Below are 18,287 nucleotides of genomic sequence, written 5' to 3'. Positions count from 1 at the left end.
GACTGAATCGTAAAACTATCGGGTACTCAAAATCAGTGGAAATGCATGACAAGATAATCGGCACATTCATCGAACGTGAACATTATCTGCAATGACCTGATCTACATATTGAATACGTGACCCATTCAGAGGGGGAACGGATATTGCCGTGCCATATGTACAAAGCAAGCACGGGTTCTTCTTGCGCCCGAGTCGCATGTATCACCTCGCTAGGGTGAAAAATTAACTCACCGGGTTGGCGTGGAAAATAGCCGCCATTCCCCATCGACCACAAACCCGTACCAGCCAGAGGAAGGTAAATCTCCGTCGCGGGATGGCAATGTGCTGGATAATGGATTTTTGGTGCAATGAGCGTCAACCCTATCGCGAAATGCGATGATATCCAGAAATCCTCAGGTCCGACAAATTGCGTAAAGGCGATTTTTTCGTCCAGATACGGAGAATCAGGATGAGGGGAATAATCAAAGTTCCAACTTAACGCGGGAGCTAATAGCCTGATCATTGAGCATAGCTCTCTGTCTCCCGATGTTTCTCCGATGTTCAATGCTTGTTCGAGGTAATCAACCGCAGGCAACCGTGCGGCGGTATTCGGCCGCGTGTTTTTTACTGGCAGGGAAAGCCAGCTATTGACGATGGGGATGAGATCGCCACGTAAACGTTGTTCTACAGGTATCGAGACTAACCGTTTGTGGATCGTGGAAAGTAAGTGTTCGAGAATATTGTCACTGCTGCTCATTATGTTCGCCCCATAAAAGACTCACTGGACCATCAAGCTCGGTAAGCAAAGATTCAATACCAGAGGAAAAGGGCGTCCCGTGAATCAGCACCAGCGACTGAACCTTACCCCAGGCGACAGGCTGACCTTCGAAAATAAAATTATGTTTTAGCTCAAGCATGTTATCATCATATTCAATATTAGCTATATGACTATATAATACGAAAGATGAGTATGAGATCAACCCAGATTAAGGCATTAGCCAGTGAACCGCGATTGGAAATCCTCCGTTTGCTTAAGCATCCACAACAACATTTCAGTGGGCAGACGTCAGCTGATCCACAGGAATTTGGTGTGTGTATTACGCTGATCGCTGATGCATTGCATATCGCCCAGCCAACGGCCAGTCGGCATGTCGATCTGCTGCGGCAGGCGGGTTTGATTACGATAAAACGCTACCAGAAATGGACGTATTGCCAGAGAAATGAGGCGGCTTTAGCGGACTACATTCAGTGGTTGGCGGGTGAATTGTGTGGAAAAACTGAGAGCTGATTGCTGTGATTTGGTGCCGAGTGGGCAGAGTCCCGCGTGTCATCGGGCGTTTCCTCGTGGGGCCCCCTTGGCGTCGGACATCATGTTACCTGTTTGTATACGGATGTAGTGATATCATCTCTGCTCAGGTGGCAAAATTCAGTGTGCCACGACAGGTCCGCGTTACAGGTAAATAATTATTTTGAGTGCAAATCGAATCCAAACCCCGTCTCTCCCCGTGTTAAAACTCCTCGCACTTGCGACAGCCGCGTTTCTGACCTTACTGACTGAGATCATGCCGGCAGGGCTCCTCAGTTCGATCGCTACGGGCCTTGATGTTTCTGAAAGTCTGGCAGGCCAGTTCATTACCGCGTTTGCTCTGGGGGCGCTGTTATCGGCGATTCCCGCTACGGCGCTGACGCGCGGCATGCGACGCAAACCCCTGCTGCTCATCGCGATTAGCGGATTTGCCGTCGTGAATGCGGTGACTGCCTTTTCAGACAACTACGTTTTATCACTGGTTGCCCGCTTTGTCGCTGGCCTGTTCGGCGGCGTGGTCTGGTCGATGCTTGCCGGGTACGCCTCCCGTATGGTTCCCAGATGGTTACTCGGGCGTGCCATTGCCATTGTCGGTGCGGGCTCTACGGCGGCGCTGGTTCTCGGCGTACCGATTGGCGGCCTTCTCGGGTCAGTCATCGGCTGGCAGGGCGCATTTGGGTTAGTGTCGGTTATCGCGGTGCTTCTTGTGGTCTGGATCGCGCTTTTTGCTCCCGACTTCCTAGGTGAATCGGCGGATAAGCGATTATCGCTGCCTCAGGTTGCCGCCAAGCGTGGCGTTGGGGCGACGCTGGCGCTGATCCTCACCTACATCGTCACGCACAATATTCTGTATATTTACATCGAGCCTTTCCTCGTGGCTTCTGCCATGGGGGACTGGCTCAACGGCGTGCTGTTCATCTTCGGGGCGGGGGCGGTGTTTGGCCTTGTGCTGTCCGGCATTATCGTCGATGGAAATCTCAAGCGTCTCGGTCCTGCCGAGGTGCTCTTATTCGCCGCGGCGACGCTTCTTCTGGGCCTTTGGTCCGATGTACAGGCCATTCTGATTCTGGCAGTCTTTATGTGGGGCATCTCTTTCGGGGGATTCTCCGTTGTCACGCAAACGGCAATGACTCACCTTTCTTCTGACGCCGTGGACGTCGCACAGTCGATGTCTACCACATCGTGGAACACCGCGGTGGCTTCAGGGGGCGTCATCGGAGGATTGCTTCTTAGCAGCGCAGGCCCGGGCGCGTTTCCGTGGGTGATGATTGGGCTATTGACGCTATCATTCCTCGTCGTAGTTCTGGGGGTTAACCGTGCGCTAGCGGCCGCTAAGCCAGCGCAGTCCGTCTCCGTCAGAAGTGATTCCTTGATGCAGAGTAACCAACATTTATGAAATACCGCCATTTCCTGTTTGACCTTGACGACACGCTGCTGGACTTCAAAGCCTCTGAGCGTCTTTCGTTTGCGCGTACGCTGACGAAACTTGGCGTCGATATTGAGAATACGACCCTGTTCGCAGACTATCAGCGCGAGAATTCCCAGCTATGGAGCGAATTTGAGAAGGGAGAAATCACCAAAGATCTCCTGAAAGTCGAACGATTCCGCCGCACGTTTTCCCTTCATGGCATCGATATCGATCCCCACAAAGCGAGCAACCTCTATCTGGAATGCCTGCCTGAGACCGTGGTATTAGTAGATGGCGCGGTTCAGATCTGTGAAGCGCTTGCCGAGATCGGTGAAGTTGGCATTATTACCAATGGTATTGAGCATGTGCAGGCGCAGCGAGTGGCGAACTCGGGTTTGGCGGATTGGCTCTCGTTTGTTGCTACCTCTGAGGCTTGCGGTTTCGCCAAGCCGGATGCACGCATCTTCGAGTTCTCCGCCAGCAAGTTCAGTTCGTTCGAGAAAACCAAAGCGATCATCGTGGGCGATAGGCTCGATGCCGATATTCTTGGGGCGAGCCTGTACGGCATAGACAGCTGCTGGTTCAACGCAGGCGGAGCCGCCAACGATTCGGACATCGCGCCAACCTACGAAGCCGCAACGCTGCAAGATGTCTTCACGCAACTCAGTGCGAAGTCTTAAGCCTGTATCGCATAATATCAACGACAATCGCCGCGATTAATTCTCGGTGGATTGTCGTCGCTCTCTGGTTGTCAGTTTCCTGAATAAGAAAACTGTTCAAGATAAAAGGAGCGTCTGAGACGAGTTACTTAATAAGCTTTAAGTCGGCTTTTCTGTGACGCTTTTGATCATCATAGAAATTTTCATGTGAACCGAGACTCAATAAATATATTGAGAGTTTAGCGTCAACCCAGCTATAACTCAGGAGATATTGCTGGTTACTCATATAAAATTTATGTACCCAAAGATAATTCAGATCACCCTTTTTTCGCTCACCAAGCTCAGGTTCGTCAATGATAAGTTCAATCTGCTCATCGACGGTTTTCTGTTCTTGTTCTGTCAGAGAGGCAAATTTTTTCTCAAAACGACGTGACTGATATATCTCAAGATTTTTCCCGGTCTCTTCTGCGCACATATTTCGTCATTCTTCCATTGTCGATTTCTGATTTCGCCAGCAGGATTTCGTTGATGAAGGAAAAAGGTAATTCAGGGTTATCCTCAGCAATACGACCAATTTTAGCCCAGTACTCTATTTGCTTTGGCACGCTTCGGCTCATTGCTTCTGCATGCACTTTCACTTCTTCAACAAAATCGTCATCTAGGCGGATGCTTGTTGCCATATTTCTGTACTCCACTATGTAGTCACCACAGCCTTTTAGTGGTGGTTTCAATGATACGTCACCTTTTGACGCACTACGGATTCAGTTTGCGACAAATTGTCGCAATACGCAATCTGTTTTCTTGCGGTAGCCCGCAACATAATCATGTCTTATCTCTGCGACTGTTTTCATGAAATGCACATCCTCAGTAGTCGCAGACCAGAAATACGCGGTCAAAGCGTAGGGCGGCAAGGTCGGTGCGATGGCACAACCACTCTGCATCACTCACAATGCATTTTTGTAACGTTTTGCTTTTTTTTGGTGCGCTAACGCAGCCGAATCGGTGTGTTTGCTGGGGTTTTATGGCGCTAATAAACATGGCACGGCCTGTGCTTAGTCTTACATACCATCTTGTGTACAAGATGGGGCGACTCAGGCAATCGACCTGATCGGTTTTTTCAGGCTGGTGGTTATCGGCTGTTGTTAGCTCACCGTTGAAGGGGGAATACAATGAAAAATAACAATGACAAGATCGATCGTAAACGCAGGCAGTTGATGACGTGGTCAGCGGTTAGCGCAGGAGCGCTGACGCTAAGTAGCTTGCTGCCGGGAATGGCTTTGGCTGCCGAAGGGGAAGAAATCCGCATTGGTTACTGGCCGATTGTGGGTGGCTTGCCTTTATATGTGGGCGTTGAGCGGGGCTTTTTCAAAGAGGCAGGGTTGAATGTGCGAGCGGTGAAGTTCGCCAGCCCGCAACAGATTGTCGAGGGGATGATCACGGGTCGTATACACGGATGCGCCAACGGTACGGCCACTGGTGCGCTGGGATTAGGGGCGATTACCTCACCCGGACTGTTCAAGATCATCTGCTCGAACCCGTCGAATCATCGGATGGTATTGGATGAATTTCTGGTGCCGTTAAACAGCGACGTAAAAAGTATCGCGGAGCTGAAAGGCAAGCGCATCGCCTGTGGGCCGGGTATTCAGAATGTGGTGATGACCAAAATCATTCTGGAGAAAAATGGCTTTACGGCGGATGAGCTGCGCGTGACGGAGTTGCCGGTTGGGCAACATGTGGCTGCGCTGGCTGCGGGTCAAATTGACGGCGTTTATACGCTGGAACCTACGGGAACCGTCGGGCGGCTGAAAGGGCTGTCGCGTACTCTGGAAACGGGTGTGATCTCACGCTATGTGCTCGATAACCCCGATGCGCCGTGGTTTGGCGGTGCGGCGGCGTTAAATAGCGGTTTTATTGAAAGTCGGGCGGCGGATGCAAAACGCTTCACGCAGGCTTATGCCAAATCGGTGCAGTTTATTCAGCAGAATCCAGAAGCCGCTCGCGATCACATCACCGGTTACACCAGCATTGAGGCCGAATTGAGTAAAGAAGTGCCGCTGCCGGGGTTTGTCATGTACGACGAGCTAAAAGGCGACAATCTGGCGTGGTTCCAGAAGTTTTATGACGTGTTCACCGAAAGAAAAATCTTCCGGCAGCCGGTGGATGTCAGCAGCCTGATTTATCAGCCTTAAGGGAGGTGCTCGATTATGCGCCAGCATTGGACGTCTAAATTATTACCCGCTGTCGGCCCGATTCTGCTGTTTCTCTTTTGGCAATTGGCCGTCAGCGCGAAATGGCTGAACCCTATTTTATTGCCGTCGCCGGTCGAGACGCTGGGTTATATGTTCCAGTCTTTCGCGGATGCCAGCATGCGTACCGATATCGGTGCGACGCTATACCGTACGCTGGTGGCGTTTGGTTTTGCTGCACTGATTGGCGTGCCACTCGGCATCATTTTAGGCAGCAACGAAAAGATCTACCGCAGCCTGGAGTTCTTGATCGACTTCTTTCGTTCTACGCCATCATCGGCGCTGATTCCGCTATTTTTGCTGATTTTCGGGATAACTGACGCGAATAAAATTGCCATTTCGGCTTTTGCCGCCGTGCTGGTGATTCTGTTCAACAGCGCCTATGGCGTGATGAATGCAAAGAAAACCCGTCTGATGGCGGCACAGGTTATGGGGATTTCCCGTTGGCACATTTTTAAAGACATCATGCTACTGGAAAGTCTGGCGCAAACCTTTGTCGGCCTGCGCACGGGCGTGTCGATGGCGTTGGTGATCGTCATTGTCGCGGAGATGTTTATTGGCTCGGAAACGGGGCTGGGGCACCGCATCATTGATGCCCAGCAGGTGTTCAATATTCGGGATATGTACGCCTCGATTTTGATTACGGGTGCACTGGGGTATCTGCTTAACGTCCTGTTTTTAGTGGTAGAGAAACGAATTGTTCACTGGAGTGGCAAAGCATGATGACATCTCATACAGCGCAAGTGGAAAAACCGGATACCGCTTTTCCGCCTTATCCGGCACCGAATACCCACGTTACCATTCGCGGCTTGAACAAGTCGTTTGCGGGGCAGCCGCTCTATAGCGACCTGAATCTGGATTTACCGCGCGGCAAAATCGTGTCTATTTTTGGGCCGAATGGCTGTGGTAAATCGACGCTGATGAACATGATTGCAGGGCTGATTCCCGTCGACAGCGGCGATATCCTGTTTGATGGCAAAACGCTGTCAGAAACCAGAATCGGCTATGTGTTTCAAAACTACCGCGATGCACTTTTCCCCTGGATGAGCGCCTGGAAGAATATTGCTTATCCGCTGGTGCGGAGCGGCATGCGCAAGCAAGACGTTCAGGTTCGGATGGATGAACTGATCGCGATGTTTGATATTCGCTTCGATCTTCAGCGTTATCCATATGAGCTTTCAGGTGGACAGCAGCAGACGGTATGTATCATGCGGGCGTTGGCGACAGGGCCAGAGGTGATGTTTTTGGATGAGCCATTCTCCGCGCTGGATTTTGAAATGACGCTGTTCATCCGTGACAAGCTGCAAGAAGTTCAGGTGGCGACCGGTGTGACGATGGTCATCGTGTCACATGATTTGGAAGATGCGGTATTTCTGGCGGACGAAATCCTGCTGCTGACGCGTCGGCCAACGACGGTGTCGGAGATTGTTCCGTTCAATTTAGCACGCCCACGCGGTGCGGAGGCGATGAGCGATCCTGAGTTTATCCGCGTCAAGGCACACACGCTGGAGGTGTTCAAACGCGAAATGGCTGCATAAGTCGCCCATCTGGCGTATCTATTTCTGGCTCACCAAGCTGTAGCGTGCTGGGTGAGCCAGATTTCTGCATTCACTCTTCACCCAACGAGCGCGATACGCGTTCTTTTCTTAATACGCCTTGTATTCCGACAAACAGCACGCCAGTTAGCAGCAAGATGGCGATGAGGCCGTCATAGCCGTAAAACGTGATGGCGGCACCAGAGAATAGCGGCCCGCTGATACTGCCAGCCGACCACACCAGCCCCAGAAGTGAATTCATCACAATCAGCCGCTGACCGGCAAATTTCTGACCTGCCCGAACCAGAGACAGCGTGTAAAGCCCGCCTGCTGCGGCACCCAGTACGATACAGACGGGGAGCAAAAGCGAAGGGGAGGAGAACGAGAAGGTGATCAAGACCAGCATCACACAGAAAAGGATGCCGCAGCCGATGTGGGTTTTGATGATGCCGCATTTGTCTGCCAGCCAGCCAATCGGCGTCTGAAATACGGCATCGCCCAGAAAAATGAGTGTGACCAGTAAGATCGCGGATTTCTCGTCTAAGCCCTGCTCCATGCCATAAAGCGGAAAGAGCGAAAGGATACTGGCATCAAAGAAGGAGAAGCAGAGCACGCCAGAAGCGATTGCCGGGAGAAAAGGAATAAGATCCCGATAAGACGCTGAGGACGATTCATCTGCGTGAACCATCGTGGCGCAGTTCCTCAACATGAACGCACACGCGGCGGATATCGCGCAAATCAGCCATAGCGCATAGGTTTGCATCGGCTCGCCAGCGGCAATGAGCAGCGGCCCTATCAACTGACACCCTGTAAAAACGGCGGCATACAGCCCCGTCAGCGTCGCTTTGTGTTTGTCTGACGCCCGACTGGTGACCCAGGTTTCTCCTAGCACCACCAGAACCCCCGAGGCGAGCCCGGTTAACAGACGAGGGAGAATGAGCGAAACAGGGTGTGACAGCAGGAACGAGGCAACGGTGGATGCCGCCAGAACGATCAGGCTGCCAGATAACAGATAGCTGGCGTGCAGGTGGCGGCTGAGCCATGGCGTAACGAAAGAGGATAGCATCATCCCCGCCGCGGGAAGGGCTGCCAGAATACCGAGTGTCGCGGTGCTGTGCCCGAGCTCGGCCAGCTTTAGGCTGATGAGCGGCAGCGTGTACCCCGTAACCAAGCCTACGAGTGAGGCGGCGATAATCATGTTGATTGTCGTGAAGTTGGCTTCACGGGAATGTGCTGTCATTGTCTTTCCAGTGCGGTTTTAACAAGCATTTTCAACTCCGGAAAGGCAGGTGGACACTTCCTGCATTAGCCAGGTATGAAATCGTACGTACTTTTCATTTTGTTCAAGGGGGATGGGCGATAATAGGTAATAAGCAGACCCCTCCCGCGCAAATCCATACGGTGCATGCAGTTGCCCGTTTGCAATCTCGTCCTGCACCATCAGGAAAGACGCCATTGCCATGCCTAGTCCCGATACCGCCGCCTGAATACACAGATAAAAGTGTTCATAGTCCGCTCTGGTGCTGCCTTTGAGTGACACATGCGTCTGTCGTTGCCAGGTTGCCCACGCTTTTGGTCGCGTTCCGGTATAGAGCAAACGCATCCCCTCCAGACTCTCCTTGCGATCGGCTTTGTCGCGACTTACCGGCCCCATCCATTCATCACACACTTTTACCCTATGCGTTTGTGGATCCCAGTGAAAATCGTCACGCCGTAGCGCGAGGTCAACGCCGCTACGCACAAAATCAATCGGCCCGCCCGCAGCCACCAAATGAAGTTTGATATCGGGATTCGCCTGATTAAACGCCGGTAGCCGCGGAATCAGCCATTTCATGGCAATCGTGGGCTCGCATGACAGCGTCAGTACCTCATCCTGCGCACCTTGCTGTAGCCGGTAGACCGCGCCTTCGAGCTGCTCGAAGATGGACTGCGTGACCGTATGCAAAGAACGTCCCGCCGCGTTTAAAAAGATCGCGCGGTTGCGTCGTTCAAATAACTCAACCCCCAGCGCCTCTTCCAGCAATCTGATCTGCCTGCTGACGGCACCATGCGTGACGTGCAGGGACTCGGCGGCTTTAACAAAGCTACCGGTTTGTGCGGCCGCTTCAAAGAAGCGAAAAGAGGCTAACGAGGGAATTTTCATATACACGATGAAATTTGACAGATTTATACCAAGATAAATCGCTTTTTTGCCACATGCAAACGCTGAATAATCACACTGTCTTCAGGTTTAAAAGGTCTAATGGCCTAAATAATGAGGAAATATCGTAGGGGGCGCATCTTTGCTAGCCGTATTGCGTCAGTGATTTTTGCATCCCTCCTTTAACCTGTCTGTTGCCCATCTGTGCAAAATCATCGTGAAAGTGATGGCTTGCCGAACAAGGAAAACGTTAATGAATGAGTTAATTGCCGTCGCGACGATCACCATTTTGGCGGTGATCAGTCCGGGGCCTGATTTTGCCATGGTGACCCGCAACAGCTATGCCTTTGGCTCGCGCGCCGGTTTACTCAGCGCGTTTGGCATTGCCTGTGGCGTCCAGATCCACGTGATGTATACCGTTTTTGGCATCGCGGTATTCATTGTGAACTCTCCGATACTATTTATGGCGATGAAGGTTCTGGGAGCGTCATATCTGATTTATCTGGGGTATAAGTCATTAACCAATAAAACAAAAATAACATTAGAAGAAGCGTCCGGTCATGCGCCGTCATCGCTTGCCGCGTTTCGCATGGGCTTTCTCACCAACGCGCTTAACCCAAAAACCATGCTGTTTGTTGTCGCCACCTATACTCAGGTTGTGCAGCCCGGTAGCCCAATGAGCCATAATTTTGGCTATGGGTTATTCATGTCGGTGGCGCACTGGGTCTGGTTCAGCATTGTCGCGCTGTTTTTTGCCGCACCGGCTATGCGTCGCCGACTGCTCGACAAGCAACGTCTGGTCGACAAAGGTATCGGCGTTGCACTGATTGCGTTAGGTGCATCTCTGGCGTTCACCAAAATTACGCTCTGATGCATGACGGTGGTGAATAAAGCCGTCTGTAATACGTCGTGTGAACATAAAAATGGAGAATTAGGCAAGAAAACAAGCGGAATGCTATACCTGTTTGCTGGGGGAATTGAGGAAAATATACCCGTCATACTTCAAGTTGCTTGTGCGTTGGCCGCCCTTACTCACCCCAGTCACTTACTCGTGTAAGCTCCTGGGGATGAAATGAGAGACATCCTGTCTCTCACCGGAGGCCAGCCGTTGGCTGGTCAAATTCGTTCCCGACGAATTTGTCGCTCGGTTGCCGCGTTACAAGGCCATAAATGGGCCTTGCCCTAAAGGGTCAACGCAGAGCGTTGTTCAAAACGCTAACGTTTTGTCACGCAACTCGAATTATTTAGGGTATAGCGTGTTTCTCAACATAATCGGTTTCTCAACAGAAAAGGAAATAGCCATGCTTGTACATGCGTATGGAGCCCATGCGGGCGATAAACCTCTTGAACCGTTGCAGATCGTCCGTCGTGCGCCGGGGGCCCACGATGTCCAGATTGAGATTGCGTACTGTGGTATCTGCCACTCGGACCTGCATCAGGTACGTGCTGAATGGGCAGGAACACAGTTTCCCTGTGTGCCCGGCCATGAAATCGTCGGGCGGGTGTCGGCTGTAGGGGCTCATGTCTCGGCCTTTAAGGCTGGCGATCTGGTGGGTATTGGCTGCATCGTGGACAGCTGTCGGCACTGTGAAGAATGCGACGATGGTTTAGAAAACTACTGCGACGGAATGGTCGGGACGTATAACGGCCCGACGGCGGATGAGCCGGGCTGGACGCTTGGTGGCTACTCCCAGCAGATCGTCGTACATGAGCGCTATGTGCTGCGCGTCCGTCATTCCGAGGCGGAACTGGCCGCGGTCGCACCTCTGCTGTGCGCGGGAATTACCACCTATTCGCCGCTGCGCCACTGGAATGCCGGGCCGGGTAAGAAGGTCGGCGTCGTAGGTATTGGTGGGCTTGGCCACATGGGGATCAAACTGGCGCATGCCATGGGGGCTTATGTTGTGGCGTTCACCACGTCTGAATCCAAACGTGAAGATGCCAAGGCGCTGGGCGCAAATGAAGTCGTGGTGTCTCGTAACGCAGAAGAAATGGCGGCCCACGCGAGCAGCTTCGATTTAATCCTGAATACCGTTGCTGCGCCGCACGATCTGGATGCGTTTCTGGTGCTGCTGAAACGCGATGGCGCGCTCACGCTGGTCGGTGCACCTGCGTCGCCGCATCCTTCTCCTAACGTGTTCAACCTGATCATGAAACGCCGCACGGTGGCGGGTTCGATGATTGGCGGCATTCCTGAAACGCAGGAAATGCTGGATTTCTGTGCCGAGCATGGGATTGTGTCCGATATTGAGCTTATCCGCGCGGACGAAATCAATGAAGCCTACGAGCGGATGCTCAAAGGCGATGTGAAGTACCGCTTCGTCATTGATAACGCCACGCTGCACGCCTGATTAGCTGTACCCCACAGCACGGGTTTCCCCGTGCTGTGGGATTGTCATTGATTGATTTATCACGCCTTCTCTACATCATGAGAAAAACCAAACCAGCGTAATTTCCTGTCACCAACGACGCGTGAATGCGGTACTATTCGTCGTCATGCCTTTATACCAACGCGTTGATTTTCCTTCTCTATCACAGCGAACAGACAGTTCAAAATAGAAATTTATCTTGGTTTAGCTCTCCTGCGATGTTCGCTACCTCTTACTGCTACAGAATGACGAGAAAGGAATATCTTTTTGGCAGTTGGTAAACCCCATCAATACCGTGCTTTGGGGCAATGTTTCATCTGCGATAAATAATAAGGAAAAATAGAAAAATGACGGACAGGCATTCAAACGAAACAGGGGTATCACCACAACACGATTTCCCTATGCGGGACGAGTCGCTTACGGCAATCAACAAATGGTTTGATACGCAGGAGCAAAGGGGTGGGCTTGATGAGATTATATCGCGAACCACATTGCAGGCCGGCATCCATGACGATGTGATACTGGATTATGCGCCGGGGCGTACGTCGATAGCCCCTGAGTCAAAAAGTGATGCTGACGGACTGTCTCTCGGCAGCCGCAAAGGGGCGCTGAGCGTGACGCAGATACAGGAAAGTATCGTTCCTGTGCTGACTCAGGCTATCGCGCAGCGTGTTGAGAAACTGGCAGATACGGCGCTGATTGACTATCGGTTTTGCTTCCGTGCCATCTTCCCGGCAACGGAAGGCCGCCTGCTGGTTACGCTGTTTACGCTCACCAATGAAGTGAAAAAACAGCGGCTACTTGAGTCTATCCACGCCTATACCGATCGACACCTGACGCATGGCGATGCGCCAACGGAGCCGCTACAGACGTTCTTTCTGGCTCGTCACCTGCTTGATGTACAGCTCTTTCCCTCGCAGGATATCCACTGGGTCATGACGCAGTTTGAGCAAATTCAGCGGCGAAATGCCGGGCATGCGGAGTTGTCGGAGCATCGGCGCAATATTATCGGTGCATTAAAAACATGGGTAGAACAGGAATTTCTGCTGCGGTATTGCGACGTGTCTCAGCCTGAGCATTTTTTTGAGCCAGAAATCTATACCCTCAAGCCCGGAATCACGTTGGAGCAGCAGGATCCACAAACGCTTCACCCCGTCGAGCTCGTGCTTTATGCCGCCATCATGATTCTGCGTTATGAGCCTTCCTACAGTAAGTCTCAGGCGCTGGAATATCTGGATATCGCGAAACAGTTGGGCTACCCGCGTGCGCTAAGCATTATGGAAGAGGGAAGTGGTGCGTTTGAGAAAGCGCAGATTAACCTGAAGAACGAATCGGTGGAATGCATGGCGAATGATGTGTTCTCGACCATCACCGTCCGTATTCGTCAGGAAAGCGCCGAAGCGTATGAGCAGGCGCTGCGCTTCATTACGCGCTTACTGACGCTTGGTTTCCCAAAGAGCTACAAGATTGTCCTGAAATCATCGATGCGGCAGTATCTTCCCATCAAGGGGTTGGCAAAATCGGATACTCATCGTTTTTTTGCTAACGCGTTGCAGTATGCATCGAACTATCCGCTTCTTGAGGATTATGCGCGTACTGCGATTGAAGAATTTGAATGGTATGCCGATTCGGAAGGCGAAAAGTGCTGTATGCCGGGAAGCTATGCGGTGTTCGGGCTTGGTCTGACCGAGGCGGGATACTTCCCACTCGTCAAAGATTACATGGAAAGTGTGGATGATGAGCATCAATCGGTACAGGATGCCTTCATTCGTGCATTTTTCGATAAGCATAGTGCGACGGCGCAGAACGTGGCGACGCTGGTTGCCTGTCTTAGCCATGCGACAGAAAGCCTAAAGTTGAATATGTTGCTCGCGCTAGAGAATGATGCGTTGTTTGAACAACTGGTCGAAGAAGTGCGGATGCGGGAACCCGCTGTGATAGAACATATTGTGTATCTCATCTGGGGTAATACCAAAAAGCTCGCTGCACTGGTGAAAAAATCGGAAGCGAAGCGCGGCGCGCTACTGACGTCGCTCATTCAGGCTTCTGCCTAATCGTAAACGTAATGACGACAATGTTCGGAGTGAGGCCGGAGGTGTCTCACTCTGCTAGGGAACGTGCTTATGACCGCTATTCTGCTGCTGGACTCGCGGGCCGATGAGATTGGCTCTGTCTTAAATCATGCTGCACCAGAGCTTGAGCTGGTGCTCTCGAACGGTACGGCAGAGCAGGCCGCAAGCTGCCCGATTTGGCTGGGTGAACCGGATACCGCTGCGGCATTGTTGGCTCAGGGAGCCAAACCAAAGTGGCTACAGTCGACCTGGGCAGGGTTCAAACCGCTGTTGGCTGATGAGTTGCCGCGTGATTACCGTTTAAGCCGTGCCGTTGGCGTGTTTGGGCAGCCTATCGCCGAATATGTGATTGCCTATATGCTCAGGCATGAACTGCGTCTGGGGGAACGGCAAATCAGTCAGGAAGAACGGCGCTGGGATCACCGTTTACCAGGATCGCTGGCGGATAAAAACGTGCTGATTGTTGGTGCGGGAGAGATCGGCTGTGAGGTCGCAGGTTTTCTACGGCTTTTTGGTGTTGAGTTATATGGCATCGTTAGTACGCCAAGACAGCGACCTGATTTTAAACGGATCATGAGCTTAGCGGAGTTACCCGCTGCGGTACCGAAGGCTGATTATGTCATCAATCTCCTTCCCGATACGTCGGCAACCACCGATATCTATGATGCCCGTCTGTTTGCCGCCATGAAGCCTTCGGCGCTGTTCATTAATGTCGGGCGGGGTAGCGCCGTGGTGGATGATGATTTGCGGGCGGCGCTATGTGATGCGCAGATTGCGGGGGCGGTGCTGGATGTATTCAGGCAAGAGCCGCTACCGTACAGCCATCCATTCTGGAACACACCGAATCTGACGTTGACGGCGCACATTGCCGGACCAATGGTGCCGGGGCTGATGGGGCGATTATTTCTGGATAATCTAACCCGCTTTCATGCTGATAATACGTTGCGTGGTGAGGTTGATTTTAGTCGCGAGTATTAAATGTATTATTAGTGTTGAATTAATTTTATTGATAATTATTTCGTGATGGCTCTATTCTAAAGGATTCTGAAAAATAACCGTTAAGACTATATTAGGGTTGCATAATGCAGTCCTAATGTAGCCTGTTCCAAATCCTGCGTTTAGGGGAAGTTACCTTATTAGGCTTATTCAGAGATAAGCGAATATCGAGATAACCTATCGCGATATATCTATATCCGGTAGTTAGCATATTTTTCGGTGTGCTGGTGGCTCAGTTCAGAAAGATGTTGGTGCAGGAGAAAACACATTACTCATGTCACATTGAGCACATTTGCAGGGAAACCTTGCCGCACAGCATAAAATGATGACACACAGGAGCAAATGGTATTATGGATAGTATTTCTACCTTGGGATCGTACGCAGCGACATTGTCAGGACAAAGCAGCCTGGCACTGAATAACAACGCTGAACAACAGAATGTCACGAATAATAAAGTCGTATTAACTGAGAAAAACATCGAACGTCAGGTTGTAGAGATAAGCCCAGAAGCGCTCGCTAAATTTCAGGCTGAAGTCGCAAAACCGAAGTTGGATGGTGCGACACCTGAGCAGCTTAGAACGACTGAAGGGGCGAGCGTTGTTCAACCTAGTGAAGAAGAACTGGCCAGACGCAGACAATTAGCCTCTGCGGATATTAATATCGAGGAGTATATTGCTGGACATCATCGTATTCGTGAATCTGATGAGGCAATTCTCCATCGTATCGCTGTGCAAGATCAGATGGAGAAAACGTACTTGTCTTTCCTTGAGCAACTTGCCGATGAACATCCTGATTTACAGGGGGCATTTTTTGGCTTCAGTGTAAATAAAGATGGAACGTTGTTCGTGACGCAAACTGATGGGTTGAACCGGGAACAAATTAATCGCTTGGAAAAGGCGCTGAATGATTCTGAAGGAATGGTTACCTTAGCCAACCAACTTGCGGATGCCCAGATTGCGGAATTTAATAGTCGCCTTGGACTAAAACCCAATGTAACGCTTAACCGAGATACTTATGGGCAAACCATCGATATGGGGCTTGAATTTTTCACCAAGCACATGTCTAGTCTCGCGACTCGTGATGGAGATGCTGGTGGGATCCATAAAAAAGCGATGGATAGCACGTGGGATAGTCAACTCTATAAATAGGCTATCTATTGCCGAGGATGCAAATGTAGAGGTCGGCTCATTGCGGACCTCTACAGCACGAGTGACAAGTGCCGTTCGTTTCAAAAGCGTGAATCTCTTCACATTGCTGGCACTGGGTGGTGCTGAGCAGTTATTTCTGGATAATTTCTATCAGCTTTATAATGTCTCTCAGTTTTCATGCTGATAATCCTCTACGTAGAGAGATCGCTTTTAATCTAGGATATTAAATTATTATGTGGCGAATTATAGATGGCGAATTAATTATATTTAGTAATAATTTCAATTCGCTCATTTAAAAGATTTCATTTTAAATATTTTTGTAAGATTTTATTGAGATTATACGGCGTGTCGGTGTAATACTACGTCCGCTTCACGTTCAGTATTTGTTAATTATTAAATAATAAGTCTGCGTTCTATTTGATAATCCTCAAGGATAAGGAAATATTGGGATGAAATACCATCGTTTAAATGTATATCTTGCAGCTGCCGGATTGGCATTCTGCATGGGTTCAGCGATTGCTGAAACCAGCGTTTCTGTCGAAGTGAAGGATATTGGGAAACTGCAAAAGAAAGGCACGGTTTCTGTATTTGATGCCCCTAATAGCATAAAAGCGCATGCTGCAAGTCATTATAAATTTCACAAAGCGGAAAATGAGGGGGTTGTTGTTATTGCTCCCAATGCACCAACTGCACAGGCTGATGCAAAAAATGCACAAAAAAAGCCGTTATCAAGCAGTCAGGCGCTGGCCAATGACAGCTCATTCACCCCGCTGTGCCCGACTCTTGCCGTAAACACCATTTATACGCTGGACGGTCTGCAAAGTGGAGGCAGCGCCTGTTATCACTTTGAAATCACTCAGCGCTCTAAAACAACCGCTTTCGTCGTAGGCATGAGTCCTGAAACCGATATGGCGCTTAGTTTGATGCGGGACGATGGTCAGAATAATGTGACGGCAATTAATTATTCAAATCAAGCAGGGAATGCTGATGAAGCTACGTTGGATTTAACTCCACCGGGGCACTACTATTGGTTTATGGAAGCCAATACCGCAGATGGTTCCGGTTTTAATTTTGGTGCCATTGTTAATACGAATGTTGATGCTTATGAGCTGAATGATATTCCTTCTTTGGCCTATCCCTTGTCTGATAATCTGAGGGAAATTGAAGGTAACTCTGATAGTGATTCTGATGCGGATTACTACGTATTTACCGCAACCCGTGGCCAGCAAGTTTTACTTCGCTTTGATGGCGTGACGAGCGGAACCAATAACAACTGGTTACTGGCGTCTTCCACTGATGGCGGTAATTCCTGGACAACCCGTAATACCGGACAGGAAATTACCATCATTCCATCTCAGCCGAATGAAAAGGTTTTGGTGAGAGTGCTGCCTAATCCATCAAGATTACCGACAGTCTCTCAGAAATATAAATTAACGCTAGGCTCGAAAATTGCAAAACTTAGCCACTCTCTTTCGGGAGAAAGTAATGTTCTGCGTATCCCAAGCTCTGCACCGACGGCTTATGGTTTTATGACCACGCAAGCCTACCGGGATATTACCTGGAGCGTTCGTGTTACTGATTCAACCGGCGCGGGTATCCCAAATATCGTTGCGATTCTTCTGCTCGACCAACGAGAAAGTAATGGTCAGTTAGAGTTTAATGCTGCCAACGCCCACGGAATAATCACTGATTCAAACGGGAGTGCTTCTGGTGCTGTGAAATTGGATGCCTGTAATGCTGATTACACGACACAGTTCCAAGACTACGATTTAGGCTATATCAATACGTGGAGAACGACCTATGACATGGGGGCGTGGATTATTGATGTTCCAGCTCAGGATGGTATCGGTGTGGGCAGTGCGGGGACTTATGTTACATTTGGGCACATCTGTAAGCAAACGTTGTTGAAAAGCGTAAAATCCTGATACGCATAAGCCAATGAAATATCAGGCCGCCTTAACCTCAGGCGGTCTGGTTGTGGAGGTAGGTTTATAGCTTTGCCTCCACTGCGTTGGTGCTGGTTAAAACTGGATGGTAAGGTTTTCAGTGAAAAGGGCTTGCCACGTAAAGTTGATTGGTACATAATGCTGTCCGTTGAATTGCTTAGTTAGTAAATAGTGATTAAATTCATTAAGTTACGAGTGATTTGGCAGGGTTTAATCAGTTTTGGTTTCGACAAGATTTGTTTTTTGTTGAAAGTAAAAGATAATAAATCCGATTCTCTGCGGGAATAGCTCAGTTGGTAGAGCACGACCTTGCCAAGGTCGGGGTCGCGAGTTCGAGTCTCGTTTCCCGCTCCAAAATTCTTGGTCACGTATTCAATATGTAGATCAGGTCATTGCAGATAATGTTCACGTTCGATGAATGTGCCGATTATCTTGTCATGCATTTCCACTGATTTTGAGTACCCGATAGTTTTACGATTCAGT

20 protein-coding genes and 1 tRNA gene are annotated in these 18,287 nt (G+C 50.3%); 14 read left to right on the top strand and 7 right to left on the bottom strand.

Annotated elements, in window-relative coordinates; all coding sequences use genetic code 11:
* On the top strand, positions 1 to 95 hold a 95-nt coding region (locus Q3A88_RS20675), incomplete at its 5' end, for an IS1 family transposase (protein WP_317177888.1).
* On the opposite strand, the gene Q3A88_RS20670 is transcribed toward Q3A88_RS20675, so the two are convergent.
* Together Q3A88_RS20670 and Q3A88_RS20665 are read right to left on the bottom strand one after the other, a co-directional pair.
* Positions 83 to 736, bottom strand: coding sequence for a dimethylsulfonioproprionate lyase family protein (locus Q3A88_RS20670; RefSeq protein WP_317178563.1), 654 nt, complete (start codon positions 734 to 736; stop codon positions 83 to 85). The genes Q3A88_RS20675 and Q3A88_RS20670 overlap by 13 nt on opposite strands.
* Positions 723 to 896, bottom strand: a complete 174-nt coding sequence (locus tag Q3A88_RS20665) for a hydrolase (RefSeq protein WP_110162339.1) — start codon at positions 894 to 896, stop codon at positions 723 to 725. The genes Q3A88_RS20670 and Q3A88_RS20665 overlap by 14 nt, the downstream gene beginning before the upstream one ends.
* A gap of 53 nt (positions 897 to 949) precedes the next feature.
* On the opposite strand from Q3A88_RS20665, the gene Q3A88_RS20660 reads away from it, so the two are divergent.
* The 3 genes from Q3A88_RS20660 to Q3A88_RS20650 all read left to right on the top strand — a co-directional run bounded on the left by Q3A88_RS20660 (position 950) and on the right by Q3A88_RS20650 (position 3,373).
* Positions 950 to 1,267 carry an ArsR/SmtB family transcription factor gene (locus Q3A88_RS20660; protein ID WP_233990999.1) on the top strand — a complete coding sequence of 106 codons (318 nt, stop codon included), beginning with the start codon at positions 950 to 952 and terminating at the stop codon, positions 1,265 to 1,267.
* A gap of 181 nt (positions 1,268 to 1,448) precedes the next feature.
* Entirely contained in the window at positions 1,449 to 2,681 is a 1,233-nt protein-coding gene (locus Q3A88_RS20655) for an MFS transporter (RefSeq protein WP_317178562.1), read from the top strand.
* Positions 2,678 to 3,373: a YjjG family noncanonical pyrimidine nucleotidase gene (locus tag Q3A88_RS20650; protein ID WP_317178561.1), complete on the top strand. Its 696-nt coding sequence runs from the start codon at positions 2,678 to 2,680 to the stop codon at positions 3,371 to 3,373. Before Q3A88_RS20655 ends, Q3A88_RS20650 begins: the two co-directional genes overlap by 4 nt.
* A 124-nt stretch (positions 3,374 to 3,497) precedes the next feature.
* Here Q3A88_RS20650 and Q3A88_RS20645 read toward each other — a convergent pair whose 3' ends face one another.
* Complete coding sequence (locus tag Q3A88_RS20645; RefSeq protein ID WP_039498012.1) at positions 3,498 to 3,827, bottom strand: type II toxin-antitoxin system RelE/ParE family toxin; 330 nt, start codon at positions 3,825 to 3,827, stop codon at positions 3,498 to 3,500.
* A complete protein-coding gene (locus tag Q3A88_RS20640; RefSeq protein WP_039317656.1) occupies positions 3,796 to 4,032 on the bottom strand; it encodes a TA system antitoxin ParD family protein in 237 nt (78 codons plus the stop codon). The genes Q3A88_RS20645 and Q3A88_RS20640 overlap by 32 nt, the downstream gene beginning before the upstream one ends.
* 489 nt (positions 4,033 to 4,521) lie before the next feature.
* Between Q3A88_RS20640 and Q3A88_RS20635 the strand changes: the two genes are divergently transcribed.
* The 3 genes from Q3A88_RS20635 to Q3A88_RS20625 are packed head-to-tail and all read left to right on the top strand — an operon-like array spanning position 4,522 to position 7,136.
* Positions 4,522 to 5,541 carry an ABC transporter substrate-binding protein gene (locus Q3A88_RS20635; protein ID WP_233990996.1) on the top strand — a complete coding sequence of 340 codons (1,020 nt, stop codon included), beginning with the start codon at positions 4,522 to 4,524 and terminating at the stop codon, positions 5,539 to 5,541.
* A gap of 15 nt (positions 5,542 to 5,556) precedes the next feature.
* The gene (locus tag Q3A88_RS20630) at positions 5,557 to 6,321 is read left to right on the top strand and encodes an ABC transporter permease (RefSeq protein WP_039283646.1); all 765 of its coding nucleotides are present in this window, start codon (positions 5,557 to 5,559) and stop codon (positions 6,319 to 6,321) included.
* Positions 6,318 to 7,136 (top strand): ABC transporter ATP-binding protein, encoded by an 819-nt coding sequence (locus tag Q3A88_RS20625; RefSeq protein ID WP_317178560.1) that lies wholly within the window; start codon positions 6,318 to 6,320, stop codon positions 7,134 to 7,136. The genes Q3A88_RS20630 and Q3A88_RS20625 overlap by 4 nt, the downstream gene beginning before the upstream one ends.
* A 70-nt stretch (positions 7,137 to 7,206) precedes the next feature.
* Here Q3A88_RS20625 and Q3A88_RS20620 read toward each other — a convergent pair whose 3' ends face one another.
* Both Q3A88_RS20620 and Q3A88_RS20615 read right to left on the bottom strand, forming a co-directional pair.
* Complete coding sequence (locus tag Q3A88_RS20620) at positions 7,207 to 8,373, bottom strand: MFS transporter (RefSeq protein ID WP_317178559.1); 1,167 nt, start codon at positions 8,371 to 8,373, stop codon at positions 7,207 to 7,209.
* A gap of 18 nt (positions 8,374 to 8,391) precedes the next feature.
* Positions 8,392 to 9,276, bottom strand: coding sequence for a LysR substrate-binding domain-containing protein (locus Q3A88_RS20615; RefSeq protein WP_317178558.1), 885 nt, complete (start codon positions 9,274 to 9,276; stop codon positions 8,392 to 8,394).
* A gap of 250 nt (positions 9,277 to 9,526) precedes the next feature.
* On the opposite strand from Q3A88_RS20615, the gene Q3A88_RS20610 reads away from it, so the two are divergent.
* The 7 genes from Q3A88_RS20610 to Q3A88_RS20580 all read left to right on the top strand — a co-directional run bounded on the left by Q3A88_RS20610 (position 9,527) and on the right by Q3A88_RS20580 (position 18,158).
* On the top strand, positions 9,527 to 10,144 hold the full coding sequence (locus Q3A88_RS20610; RefSeq protein ID WP_014916756.1) for a LysE family translocator: 618 nt from the start codon (positions 9,527 to 9,529) through the stop codon (positions 10,142 to 10,144).
* Between the two features lie 430 nt (positions 10,145 to 10,574).
* Positions 10,575 to 11,624 (top strand): NAD(P)-dependent alcohol dehydrogenase, encoded by a 1,050-nt coding sequence (locus Q3A88_RS20605; protein ID WP_233990990.1) that lies wholly within the window; start codon positions 10,575 to 10,577, stop codon positions 11,622 to 11,624.
* Between the two features lie 365 nt (positions 11,625 to 11,989).
* Complete coding sequence (locus Q3A88_RS20600; RefSeq protein WP_110162349.1) at positions 11,990 to 13,696, top strand: DUF6138 family protein; 1,707 nt, start codon at positions 11,990 to 11,992, stop codon at positions 13,694 to 13,696.
* A gap of 69 nt (positions 13,697 to 13,765) precedes the next feature.
* Complete coding sequence (locus Q3A88_RS20595; protein ID WP_233990988.1) at positions 13,766 to 14,692, top strand: D-2-hydroxyacid dehydrogenase; 927 nt, start codon at positions 13,766 to 13,768, stop codon at positions 14,690 to 14,692.
* A gap of 368 nt (positions 14,693 to 15,060) precedes the next feature.
* Positions 15,061 to 15,858: a hypothetical protein gene (locus Q3A88_RS20590; protein ID WP_110162351.1), complete on the top strand. Its 798-nt coding sequence runs from the start codon at positions 15,061 to 15,063 to the stop codon at positions 15,856 to 15,858.
* Positions 15,859 to 16,307: 449 nt separating this feature from the next.
* A complete protein-coding gene (locus Q3A88_RS20585) occupies positions 16,308 to 17,783 on the top strand; it encodes a hypothetical protein (protein ID WP_110162352.1) in 1,476 nt (491 codons plus the stop codon).
* Between the two features lie 299 nt (positions 17,784 to 18,082).
* A tRNA-Gly gene (locus Q3A88_RS20580) sits at positions 18,083 to 18,158 on the top strand.
* A gap of 35 nt (positions 18,159 to 18,193) precedes the next feature.
* Here Q3A88_RS20580 and Q3A88_RS20575 read toward each other — a convergent pair.
* Positions 18,194 to 18,287, bottom strand: a 94-nt coding sequence (locus Q3A88_RS20575; RefSeq protein WP_317177888.1) for an IS1 family transposase, incomplete at its 5' end; no start/stop codon positions are given.

The sequence above is a fragment of the Pectobacterium sp. HCp5_1 genome (assembly GCF_032905925.1).
Lineage (GTDB): Bacteria > Pseudomonadota > Gammaproteobacteria > Enterobacterales > Enterobacteriaceae > Pectobacterium > Pectobacterium brasiliense_A.
This window is presented reverse-complemented; position numbering and strand designations above follow the sequence as displayed.

What these genes read in the sequence shown, in the direction of transcription:
- Q3A88_RS20670 (WP_317178563.1), bottom strand. Translation starts at nt 736, where the DNA reads ATGAGCAGCAGTGACAATATTCTCGAACACTTACTTTCCACGATCCAC.
- Q3A88_RS20665 (WP_110162339.1), bottom strand. Translation starts at nt 896, where the DNA reads ATGCTTGAGCTAAAACATAATTTTATTTTCGAAGGTCAGCCTGTCGCC.
- Q3A88_RS20660 (WP_233990999.1), top strand. Translation starts at nt 950, where the DNA reads ATGAGATCAACCCAGATTAAGGCATTAGCCAGTGAACCGCGATTGGAA.
- Q3A88_RS20650 (WP_317178561.1), top strand. Translation starts at nt 2,678, where the DNA reads ATGAAATACCGCCATTTCCTGTTTGACCTTGACGACACGCTGCTGGAC.
- Q3A88_RS20645 (WP_039498012.1), bottom strand. Translation starts at nt 3,827, where the DNA reads ATGTGCGCAGAAGAGACCGGGAAAAATCTTGAGATATATCAGTCACGT.
- Q3A88_RS20640 (WP_039317656.1), bottom strand. Translation starts at nt 4,032, where the DNA reads ATGGCAACAAGCATCCGCCTAGATGACGATTTTGTTGAAGAAGTGAAA.
- Q3A88_RS20635 (WP_233990996.1), top strand. Translation starts at nt 4,522, where the DNA reads ATGAAAAATAACAATGACAAGATCGATCGTAAACGCAGGCAGTTGATG.
- Q3A88_RS20630 (WP_039283646.1), top strand. Translation starts at nt 5,557, where the DNA reads ATGCGCCAGCATTGGACGTCTAAATTATTACCCGCTGTCGGCCCGATT.
- Q3A88_RS20625 (WP_317178560.1), top strand. Translation starts at nt 6,318, where the DNA reads ATGATGACATCTCATACAGCGCAAGTGGAAAAACCGGATACCGCTTTT.
- Q3A88_RS20620 (WP_317178559.1), bottom strand. Translation starts at nt 8,373, where the DNA reads ATGACAGCACATTCCCGTGAAGCCAACTTCACGACAATCAACATGATT.
- Q3A88_RS20615 (WP_317178558.1), bottom strand. Translation starts at nt 9,276, where the DNA reads ATGAAAATTCCCTCGTTAGCCTCTTTTCGCTTCTTTGAAGCGGCCGCA.
- Q3A88_RS20610 (WP_014916756.1), top strand. Translation starts at nt 9,527, where the DNA reads ATGAATGAGTTAATTGCCGTCGCGACGATCACCATTTTGGCGGTGATC.
- Q3A88_RS20605 (WP_233990990.1), top strand. Translation starts at nt 10,575, where the DNA reads ATGCTTGTACATGCGTATGGAGCCCATGCGGGCGATAAACCTCTTGAA.
- Q3A88_RS20600 (WP_110162349.1), top strand. Translation starts at nt 11,990, where the DNA reads ATGACGGACAGGCATTCAAACGAAACAGGGGTATCACCACAACACGAT.
- Q3A88_RS20595 (WP_233990988.1), top strand. Translation starts at nt 13,766, where the DNA reads ATGACCGCTATTCTGCTGCTGGACTCGCGGGCCGATGAGATTGGCTCT.
- Q3A88_RS20590 (WP_110162351.1), top strand. Translation starts at nt 15,061, where the DNA reads ATGGATAGTATTTCTACCTTGGGATCGTACGCAGCGACATTGTCAGGA.
- Q3A88_RS20585 (WP_110162352.1), top strand. Translation starts at nt 16,308, where the DNA reads ATGAAATACCATCGTTTAAATGTATATCTTGCAGCTGCCGGATTGGCA.